General features: G+C 45.5%; 8 protein-coding genes. 1 reads left to right on the top strand and 7 read right to left on the bottom strand.

The window, feature by feature from the left end; translation table 11 throughout:
- Positions 1–4: 4 nt before the first annotated feature.
- From OU814_RS29140 to OU814_RS29150, 3 genes are read right to left on the bottom strand one after another with little or no spacing between them, the layout of a single operon-like run.
- Positions 5–889, bottom strand: a complete 885-nt coding sequence (locus OU814_RS29140; protein WP_017288437.1) for a carbohydrate ABC transporter permease — start codon at positions 887–889, stop codon at positions 5–7.
- A 1-nt stretch (position 890) separates the two neighbouring features.
- Positions 891–1,796 (bottom strand): carbohydrate ABC transporter permease, encoded by a 906-nt coding sequence (locus OU814_RS29145; RefSeq protein WP_017288438.1) that lies wholly within the window; start codon positions 1,794–1,796, stop codon positions 891–893.
- A 3-nt stretch (positions 1,797–1,799) separates the two neighbouring features.
- Entirely contained in the window at positions 1,800–3,107 is a 1,308-nt protein-coding gene (locus tag OU814_RS29150) for an ABC transporter substrate-binding protein (protein WP_017288439.1), read from the bottom strand.
- A 369-nt stretch (positions 3,108–3,476) separates the two neighbouring features.
- On the opposite strand from OU814_RS29150, the gene OU814_RS29155 reads away from it, so the two are divergent.
- On the top strand, positions 3,477–4,430 hold the full coding sequence (locus OU814_RS29155; protein ID WP_268242996.1) for a hypothetical protein: 954 nt from the start codon (positions 3,477–3,479) through the stop codon (positions 4,428–4,430).
- A 246-nt stretch (positions 4,431–4,676) separates the two neighbouring features.
- On the opposite strand, the gene bchH is transcribed toward OU814_RS29155, so the two are convergent.
- The 4 genes from bchH to OU814_RS29175 all read right to left on the bottom strand — a co-directional run bounded on the left by bchH (position 4,677) and on the right by OU814_RS29175 (position 12,517).
- Positions 4,677–8,345 (bottom strand): magnesium chelatase subunit H, encoded by a 3,669-nt coding sequence (gene bchH, locus OU814_RS29160; RefSeq protein ID WP_268242997.1) that lies wholly within the window; start codon positions 8,343–8,345, stop codon positions 4,677–4,679.
- Positions 8,346–8,451: 106 nt separating this feature from the next.
- Positions 8,452–10,398: a single-stranded-DNA-specific exonuclease RecJ gene (gene recJ, locus OU814_RS29165; RefSeq protein WP_268242998.1), complete on the bottom strand. Its 1,947-nt coding sequence runs from the start codon at positions 10,396–10,398 to the stop codon at positions 8,452–8,454.
- An 11-nt stretch (positions 10,399–10,409) separates the two neighbouring features.
- Positions 10,410–11,573, bottom strand: coding sequence for a glycosyltransferase (locus OU814_RS29170; RefSeq protein WP_268242999.1), 1,164 nt, complete (start codon positions 11,571–11,573; stop codon positions 10,410–10,412).
- A gap of 11 nt (positions 11,574–11,584) precedes the next feature.
- Entirely contained in the window at positions 11,585–12,517 is a 933-nt protein-coding gene (locus OU814_RS29175; protein WP_268243000.1) for a glycosyltransferase family 2 protein, read from the bottom strand.
- Positions 12,518–12,536: the final 19 nt, after the last annotated feature.

Genomic DNA, 12,536 nt, shown 5'->3' on the forward strand with positions numbered 1-12,536 from the left:
TGAATTAACCTTTGACTGCGCCAGACGTTAGCCCTTGAACAATGCGGCGTTGGAAGAAGAGAACTAACAACACCAGTGGAATTGTTCCGAGAACCGTTGCTGCTGCGATCGGTCCAAATGGAATTTCAAAGGGCGAAGCTCCGCCGAGCTGTGCGCCTGCAACTGGAACTGTTTTCATGTCTTCGCGAGTGATGAAAGTCAGGGCAAAGATGAATTCATTCCAGGCAGAAATGAAAGTCAAAATTCCAGTCGTCACGAGTGCTGGGATTGTCATCGGTAAAACGACTTCCAGCAGCATTCGAGGAGTGCTATAGCCATCAACTCTTGCCGCATCTTCGAGATCTTTGGGAAGTTGCTGAAAGAAGCTTCGCATCACCAGAATCGTGAGCGGCAAGTTAATCGCGGTGTAAGGAATGATCAATGAAAGATAGTTGTTTCCAAGATGAAGCGCCCGAACGATTTCGAGGAGTCCCAGGAAGAGCAGAATCGGTGGGAATAGCGTCACGATCAGAACACCTGCTAAAATCCAGCGTTCTCCTTGAAGTTTCAGTCTGGCGAGCGCATAAGCTGCGGGAGAGCCGACTCCTAAAGCGAGGATAGTTGAAGCAAAAGAGACGATCGCACTATTGAAGATATAGTTCAAAAATGGGCGACGCTCAAACAAAGAACGGTAATGATCTAATGTAAATCGAGTTGGGAAATAAACATTGGGAATTGCCGCAATGTCGGCATTCACTTTGAATGAGGTTAAGAGCTGCCAAAGGATTGGAGCCAGGCAAAAGATGACAGTGAAGGCAACTGCAATCGGCAAGACGACTTTTCGCCCAATTCGAGTTGATTTGCCTCCTGGCATTCGTCGATCGACGGATTCTGGAAATACAGTTGTCATATTAAATTGCTCCCGATGCTTTAGCTCTGGATCGAGTTAGGAAGTAACTTGCGATCGCAACGGCTAACACTAACAGTAAGAACGTCACCACAACTAATGCTGCTCCATAACCGAAGTCTAGATAGCGCATTACTGTGGCGTAGATGTAGAGCGAAACTGTTTCAGTCGCACCTCCAGGACCACCTCCGGTCATGACACTGATTAAGTCAAAGATTCCGAATGCCTGAGCGAGCCGGAATAACAGTGAGATAACCACTTGGGGCATCAGTAGAGGCAAGGTAATCTGTCGAAAGCTTTGCCAAGGGGAAGCTCCATCGATCGCTTGTGCCTCGTACAGATCATTTGGAATGGATTGCAGTCCAGCGAGCAATAGAATGCTGATGAAGGGTGTTGTTTTCCAAACATCTGCAAAGATGACTGCTAGCATGGCTAAAGTCGGATTGCCGAGCCAGTTGATACCAGTATCGATGAATCCCAACCGCAGCAAAATGTCATTGACAATCCCGTATTGATCATTGAAAATCCATGTCCAACCGAGTGCAATCAGTGCGGTCGGCAAAGCCCACGGCAGAATTGCGATCGTTCTTACTGCTCCTCGACCTCGGAAAGATTGGTTGAGTACGAGCGCAATTCCCATCCCGAGCACAAGTTCGATCGCCACGGATGAAAACGTGAAAATCGCTGAATTGACCATACTTTGCCAGAATCGCCCGTCTTGAGCCATCCGGGCAAAATTAGACAATCCTGTAAAATGTGGATTCAGTTGATTTCCTAAGTTCTGAACAAATAGACTTTGCCAGAACGCTCGCAGAATTGGATAAGCAAAGACCAGCGTCAAAATCAGCAAGGCTGGAATCGTTAAGAGCCAACCTGTACGACGTTCTCGCTCTCGAATCACATCTTTCATCGGCTAAACTCCTAACAATGCGCGTGTTTCCCGGGCTGCTGACTTCATCGCTTCTTCGGGTGAAATGCGTCCTGAGATTGCGGAACTGAGATAGCGCTGCAAAATATCAGACGCTTGGGCATATTGCGCGATCGGAGGTCGAATTCCAGGATTTTCCAGAGCTTTGAGCGCGACTGGGAAAAAGTCGTATTTCGCGAGAATTTCTGGGTCTTTGTACAACGCTTTGCGACTCGGCAAGTACCCAGAGGAAAGGGATGTGGTTTTTTGAACGTGGGTTCCTGTAAAGAAGTCGAGCGCTTTCCGAGCTTCTACGGGATGCTGAGTCGTGCTAGCGATTCCCCAACCCCATCCGCCTAGACAAGACACGCTCAGTTTTCCAGGTGCGTGAATCACAGGTTTGACGGCGACTTTGCCGCGAACAGGTGAGTCTTCTTTGTTGAGTAATGCCCAGGCGTAAGGCCAGTTTCGCATAAATACGGTGTTCCCACTTTGGAAGAGGAGCCGCGCTTCTTCTTCTTGATAGGTACTGACCCCAGCTGGTGTCACACCTTTGTCAACAGTGGTTCTTAAGAAGTTTAAGGCTTGAATCGCTTCAGGTCGATCGAGTCCAACTTCATTTGTTTGAGGATTGACCCAGAAGCCGCCATTGCCTTCTAAGACCTCAATAAACATCGCAGCAACGCCTTCGTACTGTCGCCCTTGATAAACGTATCCCCACTGTGCGCCATTCTTACCTTGAATTTGCTGCGAGGCTTTGATCAACTGATCAAAAGTTTCGGGTGGCTGAAGTCCTGCTTGGTCAAGCAAATCTTTCCGGTAGAAGAGTAACGCTGCATCTGTTCGCCAGGGCACTCGATAGAGTTTGCCTTGATAGCGACTGGCTTCGATGTCTCCGGGCAAGAACTCGTTTAACTGTTCTTGGGGAATTTCATTAGTTAAGTCACGCAGCCATCCTGCTGCTGCAAATTTTGCGACCCAAGTGACATCCATATTGACGAGATCATAAGGCGCACTTCCTAAAAGAAAAGCAGACGTATTCAAGTCTTCGATCAAGTTTGAAGCGTTGGGACCTTCAATCATGTTGAGCTTGATGCCTGGATTTTGCTTCTCAAATTCTGCAATTAAAGGTCGCAGATTTGGCACTTCGGGTGCATTCATCAAAAATGTGAGAACGACGGGCTGCGATCGCGCAGGTAACACGATCAGAAGCGCAGAGATGGCAAAGATTGTAAGTAAGCTAAGACTGCGAAAGACGATCGAGGATCGCCAAAACTGCGCTAATTTATAGCGATATTCTTGTAGCATTTCCATAGGCGTGTCACCCTGCGATCGCAACTTCACTCACGATCGCGCTTTAGTGAATAAATGGTTTGTTTCACACTTCGATCGCTAAAACTCATCATTTCTGTAGAAGTCCTAGCATTGGAAAATCATACGAATACGGTGATCCCTACCTCATCTCCTCTAAGATGGATCGCCTGAGAAAAGCTGTTAAGTTACTTGAATAAACCTACCAATACCTAATAATAATTCGCTCCGTTTTTCTTACCCGTTTGGGCACTGTGGATGTTTTGTAGGGGCGCTTAGGCTGAAATGACAAGCGATAGAAATGCAGTGCATAAAGTCTCGATCGCTTCCCTATTAACCCGTATCCACTCATTTACTGGAGCTTCAAGGAATATGCAATCTAAACATTTGTTAGCAAGCACATTATTGGCTGGGCTAATGTTAAGTTTAGGCACAACAGCCGGGTTTGCAAATGAAATTAAACCGATTCATGTGAATCCAAATCTGTTTGGTAACTTGACTGCACTGAATTCTCCAAATCCTGTTCTCGCTTTCAAAGGAACCGAAAACAAAAATGGCTATACTTACTACAATTTGACGGTTACGAACTGGCAGCAAATCAATGCTGCGCTGTTTACGAGTGCTCCGGATTTGCCTGCTTGCGGTGCGAACACCAATTCTTCGAGAACTTGGGTTGATATCTATGATGCTCAATCGAATCAGAGAATCTATGGGTTCTGTGCTTTTTCAAATCCAGAAAATCTGACGAAGCTCTGGTTTGCAGTTCAGCAAGGCAAAACCCCGCCCCAATCGGTTTACATTGTGTTGCACGATCGTAAAACGGATCGAAAATATCGATCGAATGCAGTTTCGCTCGGTCAAACTGCGCTGAATGAAGATTGCATTGCGTTCAATCCCAACAATACAGCCGTTGAGAATGTGCAGGGGCGTTGGACGATCGTGGAAAATGGCAATCATTTGATGTTTAATTTCGAGGGCGATCGCGCAAGAGCAGAACAGTCTCTCCGCACGATCAAGCGCTATGGAATGAACAAGTCTTGCTTTGTGGGCAGACCTCAGCCTTCGTTCCAATATATGTTGGTGAACAATGCTGCTCCAGTAGGCGCAATGCGCGGTGAAGATTGTATTCCGTTCAATCCGGCGACGACGACGGTGAGCAAGATTAACAATCGTTGGAAAATTGTAGATGGCAATCACTGGATGTTTGATTTTGAAGGAAATCAGGCTGAGGCAGAACAGTCTTTGGCGGTGATTCGGAAGTATGGATTTAATCAGTCTTGCTTTGTGGGCAGACCGAATGCGAAGTTTACCTACCTGCGCCGTTAGAGGGTGTTTTAAAAGTATCAACCGTTTCCTCGCTCCGTTCTAGCTCGCCCCGGAATGAATTCGGGGCTAACGGTGCGAAGTCCTTTGAAAAGGACTGAAGACCCCATTCTGATTGGCTGTTAGTCCCTTCAGTGGACTTCGTTCAACTAGCCCGGAATTCCATTCCAGGGCGGGTGAATGCGCCTCAACGATTACTTTTAAAGCATACTCTTAGGATGTGCTCCGATTGAATCGTCGGGAAGCAAGCTAAACTGAAGCAATTTCTACTCCTTCAAGCTTGCTATCCGATTGTTCATAGAGCGCTCTGAGTTTCGACAGCTTCTCATCATCGGGATTCCAAAATCCTCGTCCGTTTGCTTCTAGCATTCGTGCCACAATATTGCGAAAGGCTTCAGGATTCGCTTCTTGAAGTCTTTTTGCCATGTCTGCATCTAAAGCATATGTATCCGCCGCTTGGTCGTAGACCCAAGATTCTTTGAAATCAACTGTTCCACTCCAACCGATTAAAGCAGTCATGCGTTGCGAGATTTCGTAAGCTCCTCCTGATCCTTGGGCTGCCATTGCTTCTGCCCATTTTGGATTTAGCAGTTTTGTTCGATACTCCATTCTCAATAGGTCTTCTAGGTTTCGAGGCGTTGTATCTTTTGAAAAGCTTTCGACAAAGCTCGCTTGAACTTTCGTCCCTTTTTGCTGTTCTGCGGCGCGTTTGAGTCCGCCTGTGTTGGCATAGTACTCTTGAATATCAGTTAAGCCATATTCGACTGAATCAATTTCTTGGACAATGCGATCGGTAGTTTTCAAGAGAGTCTCTAAGACTTGAGATCGCACTTCTCCTTTATCTTTTCTGCCATAGCTAAAGACATTTCGACTCTGCCAAGTTTGTCCTAATTCTTCACCGGATTCCCAGTTTGAGGCAACCACTTGATCGTTGACGAGCGAACCGTAATCACCTGCGGGATTGGAGAATAAGCGGGCGGTTGGATTGTCTACTCCTTGAGTTTGCAGCGCGATCGCATGTTTGCGAATAAAGTTCTGGTCTGCTGGTTCATCCAGGTCTGCGGCTCGTTGAAAGAGATCGTCGAGTAGCTCGATGATGTTGACAAAGCCATCTCGGAAAATGCCTGAAAGATTTGCGAGAACATCGATTCGAGGATGTCCAACTTCTGAGATTGGCTTGAGTTCGTATCGGACAATTCTGCCAGTTCCTTCTTTAACAGGTTCCGCTCCGACGAGTTCGAGTAAGATTCCGAGCGATTCACCTTTGGTTTTAATGGCATCCAGTCCCCAGAGCATTACTGCTACCGTTTCTGGATAGGTTTGATGTTCTTTCAGATGTTGCTCGATAATTTTACGAGCAATCTCGCGACCGCGTTCATAAGCAGCAGGAGAAGGCATTCGATAGGGATCAAGGGCGTGAATATTTCGACCCGTGGGTAATGCGCCTAAGCCATCTCGAAGTAAATCACCTCCGGGCGCAGGAGGAATATATTCGCCATTCAATCCGCGTAGTAGATTCGTCAGTTCGTCAGTCGTTTGTAGTAGCAGATTACGAATATCAACGGCTTCTTGCCATTGTGCTAAATCTTCACCTTGAGCAATTTGAGCGATCGACGATTCAGGAATGCGATCGTCAAAATATGCTTTGAGATAACTTTCAAGCATCTCTGGTGAGGGCATTTCACCTAAGGTATGTAAGCCCGATGAGAACAATCGATTTTCTAAGACCTGCAAGTATTCGTACAGAGTAATCAGATAACGATTAAAAGCATCATTGCTAAAGAGATTGATATTCTCAAGATTGAACGCAATGCCTAGTTGCTTTGCTTCTGCAAACGGGCAATCTGCATCAATTCCTATATCGATGATTTTTTGCACGATCGCGGATTTGAGCGCATAGTTCTTTTCTGGATCTTCGCGATACTCTGCAATTAAGTCTCGAATGTTGACTAGCTCTTTGTACAATCCTGCTCGACCATAAGGCGGAACATTGTGAGAGATTAAAGTGCCATAGCCTCGGCGCTTTGCCAGAATCGATTCTGAAGGATTATTTGCCGCGTAGACATAAAGATTTGGAAGATTGCCGAGTAAGATATCTGACCAAGAATAACCTGTATTTCCAAGCGGTGAACCGGGGAGCCATTCGACTGTGCCATGCATTCCGAAATGCACGATCGCATCTGCCCCAAAGTCGTTCTGAAGCCATTTGTAAAATGCTGCATACTGCGGATGAGGCGTTAAATCCCGCTCAAACATCAGTCGCATCGGATCTCCTGAAATTCCGAGTGGAGGCTGCACTCCGATCCAAACATTGCCAAGCTGAACGCCTCCCCACACTAAATCATCACCGAGTGTCTTAATGCCACTACTGGATAACGATTTCCACTGCTTTTCAACTCTAGACGTGAGCAGATAGCCTAACCATTTCTCAAGTGTTTGGGTTGAAATTGCGATCGCATCTCCTTCATCTGAGCGTTTGACAGCTTGAATCAGAGTTTCTCCATCTTCGGGTAAATCCGCGATCGCATATCCTTGCTCTTTCATCGCGTGTAATAGTTTGATCAGCGATCGCGGAACATTCAGCAATGCTGCTGTTCCAACTGCTCCATATCCGGGCGGAAATCCATATAGTAGAATCGCAATTTTTCTTTGCTCAGCAGGAGTTTGGCGGAGTTTAATCCATTGATTTAATCGCCCGGTTAATCGGTCTACTCGTTCTGGAATGAGGTAAATGGTTTCTCCGACTAAACCACCGAGCGCAATCGTATCGATCGCGCCGTCTAACTCAGGCAGCGCATACAACACCACACTCTGCAATCCGCTAATTCCCTGCCTTGTCCAAGAATGAATGTCTTGAATGAGTAATGGAGCCGCAACAATGTAGGGAACATTCTTAGCATTGAGAATGCGTTTAGCCACTTCGATCTGCCTTCCTGCTTCCATTGATCCGGCGGGGCCTCCGACCAAGGGAAATCCGATCGTGGAAACAATCGCATCTACCTTTACCGCTTGATCTGAAAGTGAAAGCGTTGCATTGATGCCGCGATCGCGCTGTTGCTGTTCATAGTCTGTCGTCATCAAATCACGAACAGCAACATGACCTTCAACGCCGTTAATAAAAATTGGAACGGGAATTAAATTGGCTTTCTCAAACGCTTTGATCAATTTTGGAATATATTGCTGATTTGTAATGACATGCTTTCGATAGAGCAGTATTCCAACAGTCGGATGATGAGAATTAAAACGCTGGCGATACCAGCCTAGATATTGCTTTGGAGATTCAAAATAACCATCATACTCAGGATGCAAAAGCCCAATATTTGGAGTTTCAATAGGGTCTGCAATTTCGCCAACGGTTAGATCTAAATACTTTTGAGCGATCGTACAAAACAGAGCCGCGACATTCTCTGTTCCCCCTGCATTCCAATAGCCATAAATGATCAACCAATTTCGCAGATCTTGAACCTTCTGAACTGGGACAAATTTCAATAATTTGGGGCCTGTTTTCAGAAAGCTAATATAGCCTGCAAGCTTGTCTTCTTCTCGTCCGTTACTAAATTTATCGAGAATGAATTTGACAGGTTTGGGCATTCCTTTGGGCTTATCCCCAATTGCAAATTTCCCTAACTGCGTCAAACTCATTAATTCCAATGCCGATTCAAACACCAAGCGAATTGGAATCGTTTGTACTCGCTCTCTTAGCCAAAGCACTTGATCGTAGTCAAACAGCAAGCTTGCGAAAAAGACATCGGCTTGTTTCAGTGCAGATTCTATTTCTGTCGGATTTGAGGTGAGATCGCGATCGCTAAATACTCGAATGTCTAGCTGTGAGCCTTGCGACTGTGCTAAATCTGCCGCCTGCCGATACAGCCCTGCATTAAACGATTCAAATCCTGCAATCAGAACAATCCGCTTCATAAGCTTTAGAAAATGTCTCAACCCTATTGTAGAAGAGTGAGCAGAAAGTAGAGGGCAGCCTTGAAAGAACGACCGATTTCTTCCGTTTCAGTTCAAGTCTATCAATCTAAATTGCCAAAGCATTCACCGCAGCTTTCACCAGATCATAGTATGGTGCTTGTGAAACATCGACTTCTTGTACTGTCTGATCACTTCTCCCAAGTGTTCCAATTTTCTGTCCTTTTTGGATTACTAAAATATCGCCCTTCGCATTTTGAATTCTTAATTCTTTCTGATCGAGCATTGTGCAGTGATAGACTCGATCGCTAAATCGAAATTCTGTCTGAGAACTCTGTCCTGGGAATCTCACACCGAGAACTTCAAGTTGGACAGAAACCTGATTATTCCACTCATTCGACTTGACTCGATAGGCAACATCTAAGGGGCTTGGTAACGGAAAATACTCACCCCAACGCCACGCGATCGCATTTACTTTTTGCCCTGCAGATTCTAAGACAAGTTTGATATGTCCCTTGCCAATGCGCCGCTGCTCGGTCACTAAAACATTCGGCGTCCAAAATACAGGCTCAGGATTCTCCATCCCGCAAGGATGTAAAACATCAAGCTGTGCATGAAGTGCCAGATCAATTTGAGCTAAATCTGCTTCAACATCGATCGTCACTAAAGGCTTAAGATGCTCAGTTTTGAGAGATTGATGTGCGAAAGTTCTCAAGCGATCGCGAATTTCATCTAAACGATCTGCCTTAAACGAGAACCCACCCGCTGCTTTATGTCCCCCTGATTTCAGCATCAGATCCTTGCAAAATTCTAATGCCTCAAAAACATTAAATTCTGGAATGCTCCGAGCCGAACCGCGAATATGATCGTCATCTTCATAAGTTCCAATAAACACTGGAACCCCATATCGCTCAACTAATCGAGAAGCAACAATCCCAATCACACCATGATGCCAATCCCGTTTTACCAGAAGTAATACTCGATCAGCTTTTGCATCAAACGAGCTATCTTCGTAATACTCGATCGCTTCTTTCTCAATCTGTTCGCAAAGTTGCTGCCGTCGCTTGTTCTCAATCTCACACTTCATGGCTTGTTCTAAAGCAACGCCATCATCATCAGTAACAAGTAGCTCAATCACAACTTGCGGATCGCCAATTCTCCCGATCGCATTAATTCTCGGCCCTAACCGAAACCCGATCGCTTCCGGCTTCAAGTTTTTCTCATTGCTCAATCCGGCAATTTGAATCAGGGCTTGAATTCCAGCCATTTTAGACTTCGGTAAAAGCTGTAAGCCTCGTTTGACCCATCGGCGATTCACCCCGGTTAAAGGTGCTAAATCTGCGATCGTGCCTAATGTAAATAGCTCTAGCAAAGAGTTCTGCAATTCTCTCGTCTGTCCAAAACTTTGAGCTAAACAGAGCGCCAACACATAAGCAACTCCCACCCCTGCCATACTTCGATACGGCGACTCTTCTGCAATTAGCTTCGGATTGAGAATTGCATTCGCATTCGGAAGTTCTGGGGGGAGATCGTGGTGATCCGTCACAATGATCGTTAAACCTAGCTCTCTAGCACGCTCGATCGGTTGATGGGCGGCAATTCCATTATCGACTGTGAGAATCAGTCCTACGCCTTCTTCGTAGAACTCTTCTACAATCCGAGTGTTGATCCCGTAGCCTTCACTCATCCGACTGGGGATCGCATAATCGACTCGCCCACCTAAGTATCGCAATGCTCTGAGTAGCAATGCTGTACTCGTCATTCCATCCGCATCATAATCTCCACAGATAGCAATCCGAGTTTTGTCATTAATCGCATTGATCAAGAGTTCCAAACTTACGGCTAAATCCGGAAAATCTTCCAGTGCAGACGGTAACTCTTGCTGTGGATCGAGAAATTCTTGAATGTCCTCGAAGGTTTCTAATCCGCGATTGAGCAGAACTTGCGTTAACAGGGGAGAGCGATTTGTCTCTAAGGCAAGCTGAACCGCTCGATCGCTTTGATCGGGATGAATATACCAACGTTGATCTGGAATACGCGATCGCGAAAGAGACATACGCTGAACATTTAAGGAGACGGAAACGATTGTACTCCTGAACGCTGCGATTTCGGATCAAATTCCACTTGATTTTTGATTGCTTCCGCAAAACGATGAGCTAATAGCGCATTCGTATAATTTTGATGCACCGAGTTTCGTCCTGTTTCGGCTAAAGAAACTCGCAACTCTGGCTCTAAAATCAATCTTTCAAGCGATCGAGCAAGCGCGATCGCATCTCCTTCTGGAAAAACTACTCCACCTTGAGTCGCTTGAATCAGATACGGAATTTCTCCTGAGTCAGACCCGACCACCGCTGTTCCACAGGCCATCGCTTCAATAATGACTCGTCCAAATTGCTCTTTCCAATTTGATCGGGTCTCAGAGGGTAAGACGAGAATATCTAACTCAGAAAGATAGTTTGGTGTTTCTGTAAACGGGACAAAACCATGTTTTTCAATGCGATCGCTTAAATTCAGCGATCGAGCAATCTGATCAAATTCTGGCTCAAATTCTCCGCTTCCAATCAGAACAAATCGCCACGGCAAATGTGCAATTTCTCCAAGTGCTAGTAATAATGTTTTCAAGCCTTTCTGTTCAACAATTCGCCCCACATATCCAATCAAGATTTCGTCAGGTCTAGACTGCTGTTCTCTGGGATAGTAAATCGCCGGATCAACCCCTGAAGGTAGCAAAACACTTTGTCCAGTAAAACCTTTTTTTCGCATCACTGCTTCTGCACTGTGCGATCCTGGAAACATCACATCTGTATGTTTCAAGATCCAGCGCTCCATTTGTCGAAAAGGAACTGGATAGTTCTTAAAAATGTTCTGCCAAGTAAAAAAGCCAATGGACTTACGAATAGTGAGATAGTTTGCTAAATAAATTTGCAGAGTGACTAACGCATAAGGTTCTTGATGCACATAGATAAAATCAGGAGCTAAATCTCGCAACAGGTTGAAAAATAAAGACCGATAAATGTGTAATGGAATACTCCCTGATTTCCAAACAGGTAGACTAATAAGCTGTCCTGTAAAGTCTTTCCATCGCTCTACTGTACGGACGCGATTATATTCATCTTGCCAATTACTGGGAACAACGATCGTAATCTCCCAACCCGTTTGCCGTTCAACTTCAGCATAAAACTGCTGTACAACGGGAATCGTACAGGAATGATTAATAATTAATAGCTTCATACGTCAAAACTTTAGGTTACAAGTTCATAGGCTGGAGTACGTTTAACTTTATGCCATTTGTAGTAGGTCGTCCACTTCAACGCTTTACGATCGCGCCAAAGCACTGAAAAATTCCTGCGTAGTTCTGCCAAAATCCACCCCGCTCCAAACTCACTTTCGATACCTTGCTGTTTGCGGTATTGCTGATGCTTATAGCTGTAAACCAAAAGTCTTGCTGGAATACTCAAGAGCATCATGAAGAGTGGCTCGTTATAAACCGCAGCAAAACATTTATTCCGGCAGCCATTTCTGAGCGCAATTAAATTGTTGCGTCCGATCGGAGATTGGTGATGAATGATGCCTGCATCGGGAAGATAGACGACGTAAAAACCACGATCGAGCATCCGTTTACAAAATTCTGGCTCCTCATAATAAGCCGCGAACACTTCCCGATAGCCTCCTAGCTCTACAAATAGCTCGCGCCGCAGTAAGCTTCCATATCCAATAAAAGTTGGGGCGTAGCATCGATAACTTGCGGGTGCAGGCTGTCCAGGTAACAATTCTCCTCGCTCATTGGTTTGAGACAGTGCTACAGCCCCGACTTCTGGACTTGTTTCTAACACTTGGATTGCGGCATGAATGCTACTCGCACTGAGTAACTGAGCATCATCATCAAGACAGAACAAATACGGTGCATTTGCGCGCTGTGCAAGTTCATTCCGAGTTGCAGGAATCCCGCGATTCTGTGCATGGCGGAAAAACTGAATTTTAGAGACAAGGCTAGGATGAATTTCTTGAAGAACCCGATCCGCGATCGCGATTTCCGAAGCATCATCGATCACAATGATCTCAAACTCGATCGTATCGAGTAATACTAATGAATTGAGACATCGGATCAAATCCGCTGGACGATTCCGAGTTCCAACACAAATAGAAAGCTGAATAGCACTCACAGATTTCATCATAACTAGGGTCTTAACGACT

This window comes from Leptolyngbya sp. GGD (assembly GCF_026735145.1).
Classification (GTDB): domain Bacteria; phylum Cyanobacteriota; class Cyanobacteriia; order Leptolyngbyales; family Leptolyngbyaceae; genus Leptolyngbya; species Leptolyngbya boryana.

Coding starts and splice junctions, on each gene's coding strand:
- OU814_RS29150 (WP_017288439.1), bottom strand. CDS start 3,107: ATGGAAATGCTACAAGAATATCGCTATAAATTAGCGCAGTTTTGGCGA.
- recJ (WP_268242998.1), bottom strand. CDS start 10,398: ATGTCTCTTTCGCGATCGCGTATTCCAGATCAACGTTGGTATATTCAT.
- OU814_RS29170 (WP_268242999.1), bottom strand. CDS start 11,573: ATGAAGCTATTAATTATTAATCATTCCTGTACGATTCCCGTTGTACAG.
- bchH (WP_268242997.1), bottom strand. CDS start 8,345: ATGAAGCGGATTGTTCTGATTGCAGGATTTGAATCGTTTAATGCAGGG.
- OU814_RS29155 (WP_268242996.1), top strand. CDS start 3,477: ATGCAATCTAAACATTTGTTAGCAAGCACATTATTGGCTGGGCTAATG.
- OU814_RS29145 (WP_017288438.1), bottom strand. CDS start 1,796: ATGAAAGATGTGATTCGAGAGCGAGAACGTCGTACAGGTTGGCTCTTA.
- OU814_RS29140 (WP_017288437.1), bottom strand. CDS start 889: ATGACAACTGTATTTCCAGAATCCGTCGATCGACGAATGCCAGGAGGC.
- OU814_RS29175 (WP_268243000.1), bottom strand. CDS start 12,517: ATGATGAAATCTGTGAGTGCTATTCAGCTTTCTATTTGTGTTGGAACT.